Raw genomic sequence first — 18807 nt, 5'->3', positions numbered from 1 at the left:
CGCGACATGTTCTATGACGGCAACGCGGCACCGGAACCCGGTGCGATCGTGTGCCGGGTGGCGCCATCGTTCATCCGCTTTGGTACGTTCGAGTTGCCCGCCTCGCGCGGCGATGTGGCGCTGCTGCGACAACTGGCCGATGTCTGCATCGCCCGTGATTTTCCCGAACTGGCCGATGCCGGTGACGCGCGCCACGCGCAGTGGTTCGCGCAGATCTGCGAGCGCACCGCGCTGCTGGTGGCGCACTGGATGCGGGTCGGTTTCGTGCACGGGGTGATGAACACCGACAACATGTCCATCCTTGGCCTGACCATCGACTACGGCCCGTACGGCTGGGTGGACGACTACGACCCGGACTGGACCCCCAACACCACCGACGCGCAGGGCCGACGCTACCGCTTCGGGACCCAGCCGCAGGTGGCGTACTGGAACCTGACCCGGCTGGCGCAGGCGCTGGCGCCGTTGTTCGACGACGTGGCGCCGCTGCATGAAGGGCTCGCACGTTTCCAGAAGGTGCACGCACAGCGCGAGCGCGAGGACATCGCCGCCAAGTTCGGGCTGGCGCAGTGTCGCGATGACGACGTGGCGATGATGGCGGCGTGGCTGCAGCTCTTGCAGGACGGCGAAATGGACATGACGCTGGCCTTCCGCGGCCTGATCGCGCTGGACCCGCAGACGCCGTCGGTGGCGGTGCTGGAAGAGGCGTTCTACAGCGCGGAGCGGCGTGCCGCGGTGATGCCGGCGCTGCAGGCCTGGCTGCAGCAGTACGCGGCCCGCGTGCGCGACGATGCGCTGGATGCCGCACGCCGGCAGCAGCGGATGGCTGCGGCCAACCCGCTGTACGTGCTGCGCAACTGGCTGGCGCAGGAAGCGATCGAACAGGCCGAGCAGGGCGACCTGCGTGGCGTGCATGCGTTGCAGGACGTGCTGCGGCATCCGTATGACCTGCAGCCCGGACGTGAGCACTACGCCGGCAAGCGCCCGGCGTGGGCGCGCGACAGGGCCGGCTGCTCGATGCTGTCCTGCAGTTCGTAAGCCCCCCCGCGATCACGTCCACGGCATTGCCGCCCCGGCAGTGCCGGATACGACATCACTGGCGTCGCCAGGCGTTGCCGCGCAAGGGCGGCAGCGTCGTTGTGGGCGCCTGCCGCGCGGCAGCTACGACAATGGTCGTAGGCGTGTTGTTCGATAATCGCACTCTTAGTCGATAAACGCACTTGAATGGTGCAGTGCGATAAACCTACTTTCACTCCTGTTCCAAGCGATCCACCTCTGGCAGGCGAGGGCAGTGCCACCACGGCACTGAAGCCAGGTGCAGGGGGAGCGACCGCCGGAGTCCCTTTCCCTGTGCGGAGCCTGCGCATGCGTTGCCGTCTGTCTGTTGTTTTCCTGTCCCTGCTTGGCGTGCTGCCATCGCTTGCCCTGGCCTACCAGGCCGAGCCGCCGCGCGAGGCGCTGCAGGTGCTGCGCGTTGACCGCTATGCCGACGATGCCAACGCCGGGACGTTGCGCTGGGCGATCACCACCGCCAACCAGGCGCCAGGTCGCTACCGCATCGAGATCGCCGCCGTCGGCGACGCCCCCTATGTGATCCGTCCGGCCACGCCGTTGCCGGAGATCCTCGGCCCGGTGCAGATCATCGGCGCGCCGTGGGCCAGCGAAGGCCGTTACGTGGCCATCGACGGCTCGGCCTACGTCACCGGCAGCGGCACCGATGCCTGTCCCGGCGCCGAGCCGGGACAGTCCGGCACCAATGTACGCACCACCACGTTGCCCGGCCTGGTCCTGCGCGATACCCGGGGGGTGGAGCTGGCCGGCCTGGAGGTCCGTAATTTCTGCATCGGCGTGCTGCTCAACCGCGCCAGCCACAGCGACATCCATGACAACCGCATCGTGGCCAACAAGGGCGGCGCCGGGATCATGCTGACCGGCGATGACGGCAGCGGCCAGTCCACGGCCACCACCACGGTGCACAACCGGATCGTGCGCAATACCTTCCTGGACAACGGCGACGGCCTGGAACTCACCCGCGGTGCGGCGTGGAACCTGGTGGCCGACAACCTGTTCCAGTCCACCCCGGCCAATCCGGAGCCGTCGCAGGGCATCGAGATCCTGTGGGGCAACGACAACACGGTGGTGCGCAACCGCTTCATCGATTACTCCGACGGCCTGCAGATCAACTGGGGCAACCGCAACTACATCGCGGCCAACACCTTCACCGGCAACTCGATCGGGGTCAGCGTCACCGGCAGCGACAACGTGGTCGACGGCAACACCCTCACCGGCAACGGGATCGGTATCGCGGTGCGACCGCAGCCGGTCAGCGCGCCCAACCGCTTCAGCGGCAACCAGATCTACGCCAACGGCCTGCCGATCGCGCGCTGCGAAGCCGGCGGTGCCTGCGCCAAGGGCCAGCCGCGCGGGGCGATCGTGTTCGGCGTGCCCGGGTTGGAACATGCCCGTTTCGTCGGGTCGCGCGGGCGTGGCGTGGAGAACGATCCGGCCAAGCGCGCGCGCATCTGCAGCTCCGCCGGTGAGGCCGACTGCCAGCCGGCGCCGAACCTGGGCCAGGCGGCCCCCGTTCTGCAGGCGGTGCAGGGCACCGGCAACGCCCGTGTGTTGCAGGGGGTGTTCCAAGGCCCGCCAGGGCAGCGTTATCAGGTGGAGGTATTTGGCAACCGCGCGCTGCACGGGCGCGAGGCCGAACGCCTGCTTGGCAGCGTCGAGGCGGTGACCGACGCGCAGGGCCGGGGGCACTTCACGCTGGCACTGCCGACCACCGGCGAGGCTGCCGAGGTGGCCACGCTCACCGCCACGGCGACCTCGGCGCAGGGCGCCACCTCGCCGCTCAGTGCGCCGCTGTCGCTGCGCTGATTCCCCTCTTTTCGAGAGACGCCATGGGCATTCCGCACCGCACTTCCCTGACCTTGCTGCTGACCGGCGCGGTATTCGTTCCGGCGCTGGCAACCGCACAGGACGGCAACCGCTACGACGGCAAGACGATGACCGGCGACTGGGGCGGCACCCGCAGCGCGCTGGCCGAAGATGGCATCACGTTCCGCGGCGACTACGTGGGCGAAGCGATGGGTGTGGTCGACGGCGGCTACGGCCGCACCGGCGCGCGCTACGCGCAGCAGGTGCGCATCGGCATGGACCTGGACATGGGCCGACTGGCCGGCTGGCAAGGCGGCGCGTTCCATTTCACCCTCAACGACCGGCGCGGCAACAGCACCTCGGCCGATCTGGTCGGCAACCGCTTCCCGATCCAGGAAGCCTACGGCGGCCAGTACACCCGCCTTACCGAAGCCAGCTACGACCAGACCTTCAACGCCGGGCAGTCGTATTTCAAGCTGGGTTATTACGCGATGGGCAATCAGTTCGGCCTGCACAGCCTGCTGACCCACTTCGTCAACGCCGCCTTCTGCGCGCACCCGCTGGCGATGTCCGGCAACAGCGGCTGGTACAACTATCCGACCGCGCGCTGGGGCGGTGAAGTGGCCCAGCAGGTGAGCCCGGCCTTGAACGTGCGCACCGGCTGGTTCCAGGTCAATCCGAACCTGGGCGGCAACATCGAACGCAATGCGTTCCGTCCGTTCGTGTCGGGCACCACCGGCTCGCTGATTCCGCTGGAAGTGACCTGGACGCCGGACAAAGGCGGCGCACGCCCGGGCGTGTACAAGTTCGGCGGCTACTACGACACCTCGCGGGTGAACCAGCGAGGGCTGGATACCTCGCCGACCACCGGCCGCCACGGCGTGTACGTGCTGGCCGAGCAGCGTCTCACCCGTGAAGCAGGCGACCCGCAGCGCGGGCTCACGGCGTTCGCGCAGTACATGGTGTCGGACACCGATACCGCGCAGATCCGCCGCTGGTATGCGCTCGGCGGTGTCTACCAAGGCATCGGCCCGCGTGCGCAGGACAGCATCGCGCTGGGTTACGTGGGCGCGGACATCAACCGCCGCCTGGTCGGTGCGCGGCGCGCCAACCTCACCGACATGGGCGTGCCCCTGGATTCGCCGCTTTATCAGCTGAGCCAGGCCGAAGAGCTGTTCGAACTGTCCTACAGCATCCAGGTCAATCCCTGGCTGATGATCCGCCCGGACGTGCAGTACATCGTCAATCCCGGCACGTTCGCCTACACCCGCACCGACAACGCCTGGGCGTTGGGCGTGCAAGCCAAGGTCACTTTCTGATGCGTACGCTCACTCCGCTGTTCCTCGCCGCCATGCTTGGCGGTGCCGCCTCCATCGTGCAGGCTGCCCCGCAGCCGGTGACACCGTTGCAGGTCGGCGCGTTGCGTATCGGCGAAGGCGCGCCGCGCACCATCGTGCCGATCACCGGCGCCACCGCCGAGCTGGCCCTGCAGCAGGCTGCGGCGATCGCCGCCAGTCCGTCCACCGACGTGGCCGAGTGGCGCATCGACTACCTGGACATCGCCACCGACGGCAAGGCGCTGGTCGCGCTCGGCAAGCGCATTGCGCGCACGCTGGAGGGCAAGCCGATGATCCTCACCTTCCGCACCCAGGCCGAAGGTGGCAGCAGGCCGATCAGCGATGCCGACTATGCGGCGCTTTACCGCACGCTGCTGCGCGGTGGTTTCGCGAACTTGATCGACGTGGAAATGTTCCGTGACCCGGCCCGTGTCGCCGCGCTGGTCGAGCAGGCGCACGCTGCGGGGGTCAAGGTGGTGATGTCCAGTCACGATTTCCATGCCACGCCGGCGCGCGAGGAGATTGTCGCGCGCTTGCTGCGACAGGATGCGCTCGGCGCCGATGTGCTGAAGATCGCGGTGATGCCGCACGATGCCGGCGACGTGCTTACGCTGCTGCAGGCCACCTGGGAGGTGCGCCAGCACAGCAGCAAGCCGCTGCTGACCATGTCCATGGGCGGCACCGGCGTGGTTTCGCGGTTGGCGGGGGAGACCTTCGGCCAGGCGCTGACCTTCGGCATGATCGGCACCCCATCGGCGCCGGGACAGGTCGAGGTGGAACAGCTGCAGTCGGTGCTCCAGGTCATCCATGCCGCCAGCCAGGCCGGTCATTGAGACCGCTCCGCCGGATGTTTTCCGCACCCCGCCGTTGCAGGACCCCCGCATGAGCCATGCCACCGCTTCCGCTTCGCCGCTCGTGCTCGAGCGGATGAGTTCCTTCCAATGGACCGCCATCGGCATCTGCGTGCTGTTGAACATGCTCGATGGCTTCGACGTGATGGTGATGGCCTTCACCGCGCCGCACGTGTCGGCCGACTGGGCGCTGTCGGGCAAGGTGCTGGGGGTCATGCTCAGCGCCGGCCTGGTCGGCATGGCGTTGGGTTCGTTCCTGCTCGCGCCGTTGGCCGACCGCTGGGGGCGGCGGCCGATGATCATGGTCTGCCTGGTGATCCTCACCGTGGGCATGGCCGCCTCCGCGCTGGCCGCCAATGCGTGGCAGCTGGGCGCGCTGCGCGTGTTCACCGGCATCGGGATCGGCGGCATGCTGGCCGGGGTAGGGGTGATCACCGCCGAGTACGCCAACGCCAAATGGCGCAGCACCGCCGTGGCGTTGCAGGCCACCGGCTACCCGGTCGGCGCCACGCTCGGCGGCCTGCTGGCGGCGTGGATGCTGGAACATTTCAGCTGGCACAGCGTGTTCCTGATCGGCGCGGGCGCCTCCCTGTTGTGCATTCCGCTGGTGATCAAGTGCCTGCCCGAATCGCTGGATTTCCTGGTGGCCAGGCGTCCGGCCGATGCGCTGCCACGGCTCAACGCGCTGCTGGCGCGGATGCGCATGCCCGCGCTGCAGGCATTGCCGCCGGCGCCGGTGCGGGCGGACGGGCGCAAGGGCTACGCGGCGCTGTTCGTCGGCGACCTGCGACGGGTGGCGGTGCTGATCGCGATGGCGTTCTTCCTGCACATGTTCGCGTTTTATTTCGTCCTGAGCTGGACGCCCAAGCTGCTGGTTTCGGCCGGCGTGTCGGCCCAGCAGGGCATCACCGGCGGGGTGCTGCTCAACCTCGGCGGGATCGTCGGCGGCAGCCTGTTCGGCTGGCTGGCCTCGCGTTGGGCGTTGTCGCGGCTGACCGCCATCAGCCTGCTGCTGGCGATGGTGGCGATGCTGGTGTTCGCCGCGTTCAACACCAACCTGGACGTGGCCTTCCCGGTGGCGTTCGTCATCGGCGGCGCCTTGTTCGGTGCGATGGCCGGCCTGTACGCCGCCGCACCGGTCGTGTTCGCCGCCGACGTGCGCACCACCGGCCTGGGCTGGGCAATCGGCATCGGTCGGGTCGGCGCGATCCTGTCCCCGCTGAGCGTCGGCCTGCTGGTCGATGCGGGCTGGTCGCCGGCCGCGCTCTACGTGCTGTGCGCGTTGCCGCTGGCATTGGCGGCATGGGCCTGCCTGGGGCTGCGTGTCGGCGTTGGCCAGACACGCACCTGAGCCGGACAGGAGATGCGCGATGATGTGCGATTATCGAATCATATGTCCGAATATCGGATTGACCCCGGGTGGCGCACTGGCCACCATGGTCGCCTCCAGAATTTTCCAGCATGTCGCCGCGCAGCGCAGTACGCGACAAGGAGCAACGCAGTGATCGACAAGACCGTGGCCAGCGCAGAAGCAGCGGTGGCCGATATCCATGACGGCGCGACGGTGATGATCGGCGGCTTCGGCACCGCCGGCATGCCCGACGCGTTGATCGATGCCCTGATCGCGCAGGGCGCGCGCGGGTTGACCATCATCAACAACAATGCCGGCAACGGCGACAGTGGGCTGGCCGCGCTGATCCGGCACCAGCGCGTGCGGCGCATCGTCTGCTCGTTCCCGCGCCAGGCCGACTCGCAGCATTTCGATGCCGCCTACCGCGCTGGCGAGATCGAACTGGAGCTGGTGCCGCAGGGCAACCTGGCCGCGCGCATCCACGCGGCCGGCTCGGGGCTGGGGGCGATCTTCACTCCCACCGGCTACGGCACCGCGTTGGCACAGGGCAAGGAAACCCGCGAGATCGACGGCCGCCATTACGTGCTGGAGTACCCGCTGCACGCCGACTTCGCGCTGATCAAGGCCCACCACGGCGATCGCTGGGGCAACCTGGTGTACCGCAAGACCGCGCGCAACTTCGGCCCGCTGATGGCGATGGCCGCGCGCTGCGCGATCGTCCAGGTCGAGGCGGTGGTGGCCCTGGGCGAGCTCGATCCGGAGGCGGTGGTGACCCCGGGCATCTTCGTGCAGCGCGTGGTCGAGCTTCCCACCGCCGCCGCAGGAGCGAACGCATGAACCGCCTCAGCCGCGAACAGCTGGCCGCACGCGTGGCCCGCGACATTCCCGAAGGTGCCTACGTCAACCTGGGCATCGGCCTGCCGACCACGGTGGCCAATTTCCTGCCGGCCGACAAGGAGATTTTCCTGCAGTCGGAAAACGGCCTGCTCGGCATGGGGCCGGCGCCGGCACCCGGCGACGAAGACCCGGACCTGATCAATGCCGGCAAGCAGCCGGTGACGCTGCTCACCGGCGGCTGCTATTTCCACCACGCCGATTCGTTCGCGATGATGCGCGGGGGGCACCTGGACATCTGTGTGCTCGGCGCCTTCCAAGTGTCGGCACAGGGCGACCTGGCCAACTGGAGCACCGGCGCGGCCGACGCGATTCCTGCGGTCGGCGGCGCGATGGACCTGGCGATCGGGGCCAAGCAGGTGTTCGTGATGATGGACCTGCTCACCAGACAGGGTGAAAGCAAACTGGTGGCCGAATGCAGCTACCCGCTCACCGGTCTGCGCTGCGTGTCGCGGGTGTATACCGACGTGGCCGTGTTCGATCTCGGCGCCGATGGCGCGCGGGTACTGGAGATGGTCGACGGCGTCAGCATGGACCAGCTGCGTGCACTTACCGGCCTGCCATTGCAGATGGTTGAAGGAGCCTGAGATGACCCTGCACGACACCTACCTGATTGACGGTATCCGTACGCCGATCGGCCGCTATGCCGGCGCGCTTTCCGGCATCCGCGCCGACGACCTCGGCGCCCTTCCGATCAAGGCCCTGCTGGCCCGTCATCCGCAACTGGATCCGGCGCTGCTCGACGACGTGTACCTGGGTTGTGCCAACCAAGCCGGCGAAGACAACCGCAACGTTGCGCGCATGAGCCTGTTGCTGGCCGGCGTGCCGGTCACGGTGCCCGGCAGCACGATCAACCGCCTGTGCGGGTCCGGCCTGGATGCGATCGGCACCGTGGCGCGCGGCATCGCCAGTGGTGAACTGGGCCTGGCGATCGCGGGCGGGGTGGAATCGATGTCGCGCGCGCCGCTGGTGATGGGCAAGCCGGGCGCGGCGTTCGCGCGCGACCAGCGCCTGGAAGACACCACGATGGGCTGGCGCTTCATCAATCCGCGGCTGGAAGAACGCTACGGCGTGGAGACCATGGGCCAGACCGCGGAAAACGTGGCCGCGCGCTACGCGGTGTCCCGCCACGACCAGGATGCCTTCGCGCTGCGCAGCCAGCAGCGTGCCGCTGCTGCGCAGCAGCGTGGCTTCTTCGCGGGCGAGATCCTGCCGGTGGACGTGCCCGGTCGCAAGCGCGGCGAAAGCGTGCGGGTCGAGCGCGACGAACATCCGCGTGCCGATACCACGCTGGAGGCGCTGGGCAGACTCACGCCGCTGTTCCGCCAACCGGGCACGGTGACCGCCGGCAATGCGTCGGGCATCAACGACGGCGCAGCGGCGCTGTTGCTGGCCTCCGGTGCGCAGGTGCAGGCGCTCGGCCTCACCCCGCGTGCGCGCATCCTCGGCTTCGCCAGCGCCGGTGTGGAACCGTCGGTAATGGGCATGGGCCCGGTGCCGGCCAGCCGCAAACTGATGGCGCGGCTGGGGCTGTCGATCGGCGACTTCGACGCGATCGAACTCAATGAAGCCTTCGCCTCGCAGGGCCTTGCCTGCCTGCGTGAGCTGGGTCTGGCCGACGATGCCGCGCACGTGAACGCCAACGGCGGCGCCATCGCACTGGGCCATCCGCTTGGCATGAGCGGGGCGCGGCTCGCGCTGACCCTGCTGCGCCAGCTGGAGGCCAGCGGTGGACGTCGGGGCCTGGCCACGATGTGCATCGGCGTCGGCCAGGGCGTCGCACTGGCCATCGAGCGCGTGTGAACCGCCTGCCTTCCTTTTGTTTCACGGCCGCTGCCCGCGTTGCATGGCAGCGTGCTGGTGCCACCCAGCCGCGGCCGTCGGGCCGTCCGCCACTTGGAGTACGCCATGAGCGATCCCACTGACCTGCGCGGTTACCGCAGGCCGTACCCCGGCAGCCAGCCGGCCCGTATCCACCTGCCGTACGCGTCCACCCGCCTGCGCGGCCCCGGCCGCGATCCGATCCAGATCCCGGCCACGTTGTCCGAGGTGACCGGTCCCACGCTGGACCGCATCACCCTGGGCGAGCATGCGGCCGATCTGACCGCCGGCTTCAAGGGCCAGCCGCTGGGTGAGCGCATCGTGGTCAGTGGCCGGGTGCTGGACGAGAACGGGCGCCCGGTCCGCAACAGCGTGGTCGAGGTGTGGCAGTGCAACGCCGCCGGCCGCTACCTGCACAAGGGCGACCAGCACGACGCACCGCTGGACCCCAACTTCACAGGCACCGGGCAGGTGCTCACCGACGACCACGGCCGCTACCGCTTCACCACCATCAAGCCGGGCGCGTATCCGTGGCGCAACCACTACAACGCCTGGCGGCCGGCGCACATCCATTTCTCGCTGCACGGCGAGGGCATCGGCCAGCGCCTGGTCACCCAGATGTACTTCCCCGGCGATCCGCTGCTGGACTACGACCCGATCTACAACTGCGTGGACGATGCCAAGGCCCGCGCGCGCATGGTGTCCGCATTCGACTGGGAAACCACCGCCAACGAGTTCGCCCTCGGCTACCGTTTCGACATCGTCTTGCGTGGCCGCAAGATGACCGTGTGGGAGTAAGCAGATGAGTTTCCAATCCACCCCGTGGCAGACCGTGGGCCCGTACTACCGGTTGGGCCTGGAGCCGCTGTACCGCGTCGATATCGCACCGGCCGGTGCGCGCGGTGAGCGCGTGCAGGTGCAGGGCCAGGTGTTCGACGGCGTCGGCGTCCCCGTCGCCGATGCCGTGCTGGAGATCTGGCAGGCCGACGCGCAGGGCATCTACGCGCATCCGGAAGATCCGCGCCATGCCGATCACGACCCGGTGTTCGACGGCTGGGGCAGGGTGCCCACCGACGCGGAGGGCCGGTTCGCCTTCACCACGATCCGGCCGGGCAGCGTACCCGGACCGCGCGGACAGGCGCAGGCGCCGCACTTGACCGTGCTGGTGTTCATGCGCGGGCTGCTGCGTGCGGCCAGTGCGCGGCTGTACTTCAGCGATGCGCCGGGCACTGCCGACGATCCGATCCTGGCGCTGGTGCCTGCCGAACGCCGCAGTACGCTGGTGGCCCAGGCGCAGGGCAACGGCCTGTACCACTGGGACGTGCGCATGCAGGGCGAGCACGAAACCGTGTTCTTCGACTACTGATGCGGCCTCCACGCCCGGCCCGGTCCGGCGCGGGTAAGCTGATCCCCTCCTGGATGGAAGCTGGTTGATGCACGATTCCCACTCCCTGCTCGGTGCGTTGTTCGGTGATCCGCAGGTGGACGCGATGTTCAGCGACACCGCGACGTTGCAGGCCATGCTTGATGTGGAGGCCGCATTGGCGCGCGCGCAGGTCCGGTGCGCGGTGATTCCCGCCGCGGCGCTGGCACCGATCGAGGCGGCCTGCCAGGCTGGGCTGTATGCGCTGGACGCGCTCGGCCCGGCCACCGCGCTGGCCGGTAATCCAGCCATCCCGCTGGTCAAGGCGCTCACGACGCAGGTGCGCCGGCACGATGCGGAGGCCGCGCGCTGGGTGCACTGGGGGGCGACCAGCCAGGACATCATCGACAGCGGCGCGATGCTGCAGATGCGTGACGCGCTTACCCACGTGGAGGCGCGGTTGCAGCTGCTGTGCACCGCGCTTGCCGAGCTGGCCGACGCCGAACGCGGCACCGGACTGCCGGGCCGCACACTGCTGCAGCAGGCGGTGCCGGTCACGTTCGGGCTGAAGGCTGCCGGCTGGCTCGACGCGGCGCAGCGCAGTCAACGCCGCCTGCAGGCATTGCGCATCGACACGCTGGTGCTGCAGTTCGGCGGCGCGGCGGGCACGCTGGCGTCGCTGCAAGCCCGTGGGCTGGATGTGGCCACCGCGCTGGGTGACGAACTCGGCCTGCCGGTACCGGCATTGCCCTGGCACGCCGCGCGCGATCGCATCGCCGAGCTGGGCAGTGCGTTCGCGCTGTTGACCGGCACGCTGGGCAAGATCGCCACCGACATCGTGCTGCTGATGCAGTCCGAGGTGGCCGAAGCGTTCGAGCCGGCAGGCGAGGGCAAGGGCGGTTCCTCGGCGATGCCGCACAAGCGCAACCCGGTCGGGTGCGTGGCGGCGATCGCAGCGGCCACCCGCGTGCCGGGACTGCTGTCGACCTTGTTCGCGGCGATGCCGCAGCCGCATGAGCGTGCGGCCGGTCAATGGCATGCCGAGTGGGAAACCCTGCCCGGGATCGTGCGTCTGTGCGCCGGCAGCCTGGCCCAGGTCACGATGGTCGTGCAGGGGCTGCAGCTGGACCGCACGCGCATGCAGACGCACCTGGACAGCCACGGTGGCCTGCTCTATGCCGAAGCCGTCAGCGTCACCCTGGCCGAGCATCTCGGCAAGGCCGCCGCGCATGCGCTGGTGGAACAGGCCGCGCAGCGTGCACTGGCCGAGTCGCGGCATCTTCGCGAGGTCCTCCTGCAGATGCCGGAGGTGACCGCGCACCTGTCCCCGCCGCACCTGGACGCGCTGTTCGCCGCCGACAGCTGGCGCGGCATGGCCGATACCTGGATCGACCGCGTGCTCGCGCGCGGCTGATCCTTCTTTCCGGAGCCTTGCATGTCGTTTCTCGAGCTGGATACGCATCGTCTGCACTACCGCATCGACGGACCTGCCGATGCGCCGTGGCTGACCTTCTGCAACTCGCTGGGCACCGACCTGCACATGTGGGCGCCGCAGGCAGCGGCGTTGTCGGCGCAGTTCCGCATTCTGCGCTATGACCGCCGTGGCCACGGGCAGTCCACTGCGCCGCCGGGGTTGTACCGCATCGATGATCTTGGCGCCGATGTGCTGGCGTTGTGGGATGCCCTGGATATTCCGCGCAGCCATTTCTGCGGCCTGTCGATCGGCGGGTTGACCGGCCAATGGCTGGGCATCCATGCCGGCGCACGGCTGCACACGCTCACCGTGGCGGCGACCGCCGCGAAGATCGGTACCGGTCAGAGCTGGCAGGCCCGCATCGCCCAGGTGCAGCAGGACGGCCTGCCGCCGCTGCGCCAGGGCACGGAGGAGCGCTGGTTCACCCCCGCCTTCGCCACCGAACACCGCGGAGTGGTGGATGCGGTGCTGGAGGGCTTCGTGGCCACCAGCACCGCCGGCTACGTGGGCTGCTGCAACGCGGTGGCCACCGCCGATTTCCGCGACCAGCTCGACCGCATCACGGTACCGACCCTGGCCATCGCCGGCGATGACGACCCGGTGTGTCCTGCGCCGGACCTGCAGACGATCGCCTCCGGCGTGGCGGACGGCCACTACATCGCCGTGCCGGGACGCCACATCTGCAACCTTGAATCCCCCGACGCCTTCACCGCCGCGCTCGGCGCGCACCTGCGGTAGCCGGTGGCCGCTGGCCGGCCCGCGTCGCCTTCATTCCCGACCCTGCAACGAGGCACCCCCGATGGACGAACAAGAACGCTACGAGGCCGGACTGGCGGTACGCCGCGCCGTGCTGGGCGAGGACCACGTGCAACGCTCGCTCCAGGCGCGCACCGATTTCACCGACGAATTCCAGGCCTTCATCACGCGTACCGCGTGGGGCACGGTGTGGACGCGCGAGGGCCTGCCACGGCACACGCGCTCGTTGCTGACCATCGTGATGATGGTCGCGCTGGGCCATGACGAGGAATTCAAACTGCACATCCGCGCGGCGCGCAACAATGGCGTCACCCCCGAGGAGATCAAGGAAGTGCTGCTGCAGGCGGCGATCTACTGCGGCATCCCTGCGGCCAACCACGCCTTCGCGCTGGCCAGGGCGATCCTGGAAGAACAGGCTGACCAGGCCGGTCCCTGACGCGGCGCAGGCAACCGGTAGTGCCGGCCGCTGGCCGGCAACCATGCAATCCCCAAAAAGCCCTCAGTGCAGCAACGTGCCCAGCCGTTGCGCAGCCTCACGTAGACGCGGCAACAGCTGCGACTGCATCACCCCCAGGCTGATGCGCCCGGCCTGGGTGCCGATGTTCAACGCACCCACCACGGTGCCACTGCGCGCATGCACCGGCACGGCGATCGAGCGCAGCCCGATCTCCAGCTCCTGGTCCACCAGCGCGACGCCCTCGCGACGTACCCGTTCGAGCGTGTCCAGGAATTCGTCCATGCGCGTCACCGTGCGCTCCGTGCGCGGCCGCAGCGGATTGCGCTCCAGATAGCTTTCCAGCGTGTCGTGCGGCAATGCCGCCAGCAGCACGCGGCCCATCGAGGTGCAGTAAGCCGGCAGGCGGCTGCCGGCGCGCAGGCCGATCGACATGATGCGCACCGTTTCGGCACGGGCCACGTACAGCACGTCATCGCCATCGAGCACGCCCAGCGAGCAGGACTCATGCACATCGTCGCGCAGCGCATCCAGCACCGGCTGGGCGGCGGCGGTCATCGACGAAGAGGCCACGTAGGCCCCGCCCATGCCCAGCACGCGCGGCAGCAGCACGAAGCCACGGCCCTGCTCGCCGACGTAGCCGAGCTTCTCCAGCGTGTACAGCACCCGGCGCACGGCCGCGCGCGAGATGCCGGTTTCCGTGCTGATCTGGGACATCGTCACCTCGCGCGGATGCTGCGAGAACACGCTCAGCACCACCAGGCCACGGCCGAGGGACGTCATGAAATCCGGATCGCCCTGGTTGTCCTGGATCTGCTGCATCAGCTCATGGCTGAGGCCGCGATCCTGCGGCGGGGCAGGGGCGCGCTTGGGGCGGCGGCTGGGAGGTGCAGCGGACATGGCGATGGTTCGTGCTCGGTGATCGTGCATGGTAAGTGCTGCACGCACTGAAGCGAAGCGCGCCACGGCCGGAGCCGTGGCGCGTTGCAGGGTCAGCGTTTGGCGGGCAGCGCGTAGGCGATCAGGTAGTCGCCGCGATCCGGCGACTGCCGCGCACCGCCGGCGGAGATCACCACGTACTGGCGGCCGCTGCTGGGTGACACATAGGTGATCGGCGTGCCCTGGCTGCCGACGGGCATGCGCGCCTTCCACACTTCCTTGCCACTGCGGCTGTCGTAGGCGCGCAGGTAATAGTCCTGGGTGCCGGCGAAGAACAGCAGGCCCGACTGCGTGGCCAGCGAACCGCCCAGCGTGGGCATGCCGATCGGAATCGGCAGGCGCATCTTGATGCCCATCGGACCGGTGTCCTGCACGGTGCCCACCGGCACCTGCCAGACCAGCTGGTGGGTGGCCAGGTTGATCGCCGAGAGCGTACCGAACGGCGGCTTCTGGCAGGGAATGCCGAGCTTGGACAGGAAGCGGTCGCGCAGCGAGCCGTACGGCGTGCCGGTCTGCGAGGCGGCGCCCATCTCCACGCCACCGGCGCCGGTGGTCATCTGCGCGCGCGGGATCAGCTTGGTCCACAGGCCCAGGCGCATGTCGTTGACGAACAGGTAGCCGGTGGTCGGGTCGACCGAGGCGCTGCCCCAGTTCATGCCGCCCAGCGAACCCGGCCACTGCAGTGCAAGGTCCTCGCCCGGCGGGGTGAACATGCCGTCATAGCGGAAGCCCTTGAACTGGATGCGGCACAGCATCTGGTCGATCGGCGTGGCCCCCCACATGTCCGCTTCGGTCAGCGTCTGCGCGCCGATCTGCGGCAGGCCCACCGACAGGCGCTGGGTGGCCGAGTAGCGCTCACCCTCGGCGCGGCCCTGCGGCGCCGGGATGTCGCGCACCTCGGTGATCGGCTGGCCGGTGGCGCGGTTGAGCATGAACACCTGGCCGGCCTTGGTCACCTGCAGGAGGGCCGGCAGGGTGCCGCCCTTGCCGTCGGGCACATCGGTCAGGGTCGGCTGTGCCGGCAGGTCGTAGTCCCACAGATCGTGGTGCACGGTCTGGTAGACCCAGCGCTCCTTGCCGGTGGCCACGTCCAGGGCAACCACGGCCGAGCTGTACTTGTCGTCCTGCGGGGTGCGTTCACCGGCCCACTGGTCCGGGGTGGTGTTGCCGGTCGGCAGGTAGACCAGGCCCAGCTGCGGGTCGTAGGCCATCGAGGTCCACACGTTGGGCGTGGCACGGGTGTAGTGGATCGACGGATCCAGCGGCACGTCCGGGGTTTCCCTGGACAGATCCCACACCCAGGCCAGCGCACCGCTGCGCACGTTGTAGGCACGCACCACGCCGGAGGGTTCGCCCACTTCGATGTTGTCGGCCACGCGGCCGCCCACGATCACCAGCTCGCCGGCCACCAGCGGCGCGGCGGTCAGGGTGTAGAAGCCGGGCTTGATCTCGCCCATGCCGGCCTTCAGGTCGACCACGCCGTTGACGCCGAAGTCCGGGCAGGCCGCACCGGTCGCGGCATCAAGCGCGAACAGGCGCGCGTCGATGGAGGTCATCAGGATGCGCTTTTCGCACAGCGCGGGCGCGGCAGGCGCCGCCGCCAGGGCGGGCGCCGCGGGCGCGGGGGCAGCGGCTGGCGCGGCGACGGTCGGCACGCCCACGGTCGGCAGGCTGGCGTCGAAATAGCCCAGGCCACGGCAGCGCTGCCAGTTCGGCGCGGTCGCCTTGGGATCGAACGCCCAGCGCTGCTTGCCGGTGTCCACGTCGAAGGCGATCACCTGGTTGTGCGGCGTGCACAGATACAGCGTCTGCCCGATCTGCAATGGCGTGGCCTGGTCTTCGGCACCGAAGCCATCGCTGAGCGGCACATCGCCGGTATGCGCGGTCCAGGCAACCTGCAGCTGGTCCACATTGTCGGGGGTGATCTGGTCCAGCGCGGCGAAACGGGTGCCGGCGGTGGTGTTGCCCCAGTGCATCCAGTCACGCTGTTCGCTGCCCTTGGCCACCGGCACCACGGCCGGTCGCTGACCCTGCGCGGTGACCACCGGGCGTGGCTGGAATGCCGAGACGGCGGTGGCGAGCAGGCCCACCAACAGCAGGGCCGCCACGCCGTAGGCGCCGCGCCCGGCGAGCTGGCCGCGACTGCGCTTCAGCACCGGCCAGGCAAGCGCGACCAGCAGCGCCAGCACCGCCGGCATCACCAGGCGCGACACCAGCGGCCAGAATTCGAACCCGGCATCGACCACCGCCCAGATCACGGTGGCCACGAACGCCACCGCGTACAGCACTGCGCCGAGGGGGCGCCGCGCCGCCAGTAGTACGCCGGCCAGCAGCGATACCGCGCCCATCAGCAGGAAGTACCAGCTGCCCCCCAACTGCGCCAGGCGCACGCCGCCGACCAGCAAGGCCAGGCCGAACAGCATCACCACGATGCCGAGCAGTACCACCAGGATCCGGCACAGGGCCGACTGTTTCGTGTTGTTGTCCACGTTGCATGAACCTCTACAGAAAACCCGATGCCGACCGGCACCGGGCAGGCCCGCGCGCGCCAGGCGTGGCGGGGACCGTCGGCGTCCACATCCCTGCCGCGCGACAAGGCGCGGGATGTTCCGTGCTTATCCGGGAAACGGAGTGAAAGGCCGGTTAGGGCGATTATCGCACCGATGTGCGATTTACGCGTGAACCACCGATGCCACGGGTGGAACGCAGCAACGTGGCGGGGCCACGGGGGTCGGCCGGTGCCGGTCGACGCGTTACCCTATGCCGCCAACACCGTGGCAACCGCAATGACCGACCCGACCGTGCCCGTCCCGCCGTGGGCCTCGCGCCTGCGCGACATCGCCGACTTCCCCAAGCCGGGCATCCTGTTCAAGGACATCATGCCGCTGCTGGCCGATGGCGCCGATTTCGCCGCGGCGATCGATGCCATGGTTGAACCGTGGCGCGGTGCCGGCCTGGTGGCGGTGATGGGGATCGAATCGCGCGGCTTCATCCTGGGCGCGGCGATGGCGCGCGTGCTGGGCGTGGGTTTCGTGCCGGTACGCAAGCCGGGCAAGTTGCCGGGCCGCACGCTCAAGCAGGAATACACCCTGGAATACCGCACCGACAGCATCGAAGTGCACGCCGATGCGCTGCCGCCGGGTGCACGCGTGCTGATCGTCGATGACGTGCTGGCCACCGGCGGCACCCTGCTGGCGGCGCTGTCGCTGGCCCAGCAGTTGCAGGTCGAGGTGGTTGGCGCGGCCGTGCTGGTCGAACTGGCCGGCCTGGGCGGCCGCGAGCGCTGGGACGCCAACGTGCCGCTGTTGGCCAATCTCGTGTACTGACCGCGGCAGCCACGCCACCGCCCACCGTAGAGCCGACCGTTGGTCGGCTGCCGTTGATCCGGTTCCCCATGAACCTCCAACGGCAAGCGCAGCCGACCAACGGTCGGCTCTACGGCGGCATCGCCGCCGTCCACCCCTTATCTCGCTTACATCCTGCGGACGCGGAAACGACGGCCCTTGATCTTGCCCGCTTCCAGCTGCGCGATCGCCTTGCCGACCTGCTCGCGCGCAATCGCCACGTAGGAGCGCGTGGCATAGATGTCGATCTTGCCGATCGCCTTGGCCGACAGCCCTGCATCGCCGGTCAGCGCGCCGAGGATGTCGCCGGGGCGCAGCTTGTCGGTCTTGCCGCCGTCGATGCGCAGGGTTTCCATCGCCGCCTGCGGCAGCACCGCCGGACGTGCGGTCGCCAGCGGGGTCTTCTGCCAATCCAGCGGCTTGCCCTGCGCAGCTTCCAGCGCATCGGCGCGATTGCGCTCGCGGCCGGTGACCAGGCTGATCGCAAGGCCGGAGGCACCGGCGCGACCGGTGCGGCCGACGCGGTGTTCGTAGGTTTCGATGTCGGTGGGCAGCTCGTAATTGATCACCGCCGCCAGGTCCTGCACATCCAGCCCGCGCGCGGCCACGTCGCTGGCCACCAGCACGTTGCAGCTGCGGTTGGCGAAACGCACCAGCACTTCGTCGCGGTCGCGCTGTTCCATTTCACCGTGCAGCGGCAGCGCCGAGAAGCCGAACTGCTGCAGCGAGTTGGCCACATCGTCGACGTCGCGGCGGGTGTTGCAGAACACCACCGTCGATTCCGGGTTGTACTTGAGCAGCAGCCCGGCCAGCGCCTTCTGCTTGCTGGCCAGGTCGGTCTCGCAGAACAGGTGGCGGATCGCCGGCGCGTTGTCGGCGCCTTCAACAGTCACTTCGACCGGGTCGCGCAGCAGCTCGCGCGCGATCTGGCGGATCTCATCGGGGTAGGTGGCCGAGAACAGCAGCGTCTGCCGGTCCTTGCTGGTGCGGCCGGCGATCTCGCGGATCGGCTCTTCAAAGCCCATGTCGAGCATGCGGTCGGCTTCGTCCAGCACCAGCGTGGTGACCCCGCCCAGCTTCAGTGCGCGCTTGCGGCCCAGCTCCTGGATGCGTCCGGGCGTGCCCACCACCACGTGCGGGTCGTGCGCTTCCAGCGAGGCCAGCTGCGGGCCCAGCGGCATGCCGCCGGTCAGCACCACCAGCTTCAGATTCGGGATGCCGGTGGCCAGCTTGCGGATCTGCTTGCCGACCTGGTCGGCCAGTTCGCGGGTCGGGCACAGCACCAGCGCCTGGGCGCGGATCACCGACGGATCCAATGCCTGCAACAGGCCCAACCCGAACGCGGCGGT

At 69.1% G+C, this 18807-nt stretch carries 17 protein-coding genes; 14 read left to right on the top strand and 3 right to left on the bottom strand.

The genetic code is table 11. The annotated features are described in order from the left end of the window. The 13 genes from RTO53_RS13785 to pcaC all read left to right on the top strand — a co-directional run. Nucleotides 1–1035, top strand: a 1035-nt coding sequence (locus tag RTO53_RS13785) for a protein adenylyltransferase SelO family protein (protein ID WP_312238324.1), incomplete at its 5' end; no start/stop codon positions are given. 327 nt (nucleotides 1036–1362) lie between these two features. After that, nucleotides 1363–2874, top strand: coding sequence for a NosD domain-containing protein (locus RTO53_RS13780; protein ID WP_312238323.1), 1512 nt, complete (start codon nucleotides 1363–1365; stop codon nucleotides 2872–2874). A 23-nt stretch (nucleotides 2875–2897) separates the two neighbouring features. After that, complete coding sequence (locus RTO53_RS13775) at nucleotides 2898–4193, top strand: carbohydrate porin (protein WP_312238322.1); 1296 nt, start codon at nucleotides 2898–2900, stop codon at nucleotides 4191–4193. Next, on the top strand, nucleotides 4193–5044 hold the full coding sequence (gene aroD, locus RTO53_RS13770) for a type I 3-dehydroquinate dehydratase (protein ID WP_312238321.1): 852 nt from the start codon (nucleotides 4193–4195) through the stop codon (nucleotides 5042–5044). The genes RTO53_RS13775 and aroD overlap by 1 nt, the downstream gene beginning before the upstream one ends. A gap of 49 nt (nucleotides 5045–5093) precedes the next feature. Continuing rightward, a complete protein-coding gene (locus tag RTO53_RS13765; RefSeq protein ID WP_312238320.1) occupies nucleotides 5094–6413 on the top strand; it encodes an MFS transporter in 1320 nt (439 codons plus the stop codon). A gap of 150 nt (nucleotides 6414–6563) precedes the next feature. Next, nucleotides 6564–7250, top strand: a complete 687-nt coding sequence (locus tag RTO53_RS13760; protein ID WP_312238319.1) for a 3-oxoacid CoA-transferase subunit A — start codon at nucleotides 6564–6566, stop codon at nucleotides 7248–7250. Further along, nucleotides 7247–7894 (top strand): 3-oxoacid CoA-transferase subunit B, encoded by a 648-nt coding sequence (locus tag RTO53_RS13755; protein ID WP_312238318.1) that lies wholly within the window; start codon nucleotides 7247–7249, stop codon nucleotides 7892–7894. Before RTO53_RS13760 ends, RTO53_RS13755 begins: the two co-directional genes overlap by 4 nt. Before the next feature lie 7 nt (nucleotides 7895–7901). Beyond that, nucleotides 7902–9110, top strand: a complete 1209-nt coding sequence (gene pcaF / locus RTO53_RS13750; RefSeq protein ID WP_312238325.1) for a 3-oxoadipyl-CoA thiolase — start codon at nucleotides 7902–7904, stop codon at nucleotides 9108–9110. 105 nt (nucleotides 9111–9215) lie between these two features. Continuing rightward, nucleotides 9216–9926: a protocatechuate 3,4-dioxygenase subunit beta gene (gene pcaH / locus RTO53_RS13745; protein ID WP_312238317.1), complete on the top strand. Its 711-nt coding sequence runs from the start codon at nucleotides 9216–9218 to the stop codon at nucleotides 9924–9926. 4 nt (nucleotides 9927–9930) lie between these two features. Continuing rightward, a complete protein-coding gene (gene pcaG / locus RTO53_RS13740; protein ID WP_312238316.1) occupies nucleotides 9931–10494 on the top strand; it encodes a protocatechuate 3,4-dioxygenase subunit alpha in 564 nt (187 codons plus the stop codon). 67 nt (nucleotides 10495–10561) lie between these two features. After that, nucleotides 10562–11905: a 3-carboxy-cis,cis-muconate cycloisomerase gene (locus RTO53_RS13735; RefSeq protein WP_312238315.1), complete on the top strand. Its 1344-nt coding sequence runs from the start codon at nucleotides 10562–10564 to the stop codon at nucleotides 11903–11905. A 21-nt stretch (nucleotides 11906–11926) separates the two neighbouring features. Next, the gene (gene pcaD / locus RTO53_RS13730) at nucleotides 11927–12703 is read left to right on the top strand and encodes a 3-oxoadipate enol-lactonase (protein WP_312238314.1); all 777 of its coding nucleotides are present in this window, start codon (nucleotides 11927–11929) and stop codon (nucleotides 12701–12703) included. 61 nt (nucleotides 12704–12764) lie between these two features. Further along, nucleotides 12765–13157: a 4-carboxymuconolactone decarboxylase gene (gene pcaC / locus RTO53_RS13725; protein ID WP_312238313.1), complete on the top strand. Its 393-nt coding sequence runs from the start codon at nucleotides 12765–12767 to the stop codon at nucleotides 13155–13157. A 63-nt stretch (nucleotides 13158–13220) separates the two neighbouring features. On the opposite strand, the gene RTO53_RS13720 is transcribed toward pcaC, so the two are convergent. Together RTO53_RS13720 and RTO53_RS13715 are read right to left on the bottom strand one after the other, a co-directional pair. Continuing rightward, nucleotides 13221–14075, bottom strand: coding sequence for an IclR family transcriptional regulator C-terminal domain-containing protein (locus RTO53_RS13720; RefSeq protein WP_312238312.1), 855 nt, complete (start codon nucleotides 14073–14075; stop codon nucleotides 13221–13223). 92 nt (nucleotides 14076–14167) lie between these two features. Further along, nucleotides 14168–16603 carry a membrane-bound PQQ-dependent dehydrogenase, glucose/quinate/shikimate family gene (locus RTO53_RS13715; RefSeq protein WP_312238311.1) on the bottom strand — a complete coding sequence of 812 codons (2436 nt, stop codon included), beginning with the start codon at nucleotides 16601–16603 and terminating at the stop codon, nucleotides 14168–14170. 297 nt (nucleotides 16604–16900) lie between these two features. On the opposite strand from RTO53_RS13715, the gene RTO53_RS13710 reads away from it, so the two are divergent. After that, nucleotides 16901–17440 carry an adenine phosphoribosyltransferase gene (locus RTO53_RS13710; RefSeq protein ID WP_312238310.1) on the top strand — a complete coding sequence of 180 codons (540 nt, stop codon included), beginning with the start codon at nucleotides 16901–16903 and terminating at the stop codon, nucleotides 17438–17440. A 146-nt stretch (nucleotides 17441–17586) separates the two neighbouring features. Here the strand turns inward: RTO53_RS13710 and dbpA are convergent. After that, nucleotides 17587–18807: ATP-dependent RNA helicase DbpA (gene dbpA / locus RTO53_RS13705; RefSeq protein ID WP_312238309.1), on the bottom strand; the 1221-nt coding region annotated here is incomplete at its 5' end.

It is taken from the genome of Stenotrophomonas sp., from assembly GCF_031995405.1.
Classification (GTDB): Bacteria; Pseudomonadota; Gammaproteobacteria; order Xanthomonadales; family Xanthomonadaceae; genus Stenotrophomonas.
The sequence above is the reverse complement of the archived record's forward strand: the minus strand, read 5'-3'. Positions and strand labels throughout refer to the sequence as shown.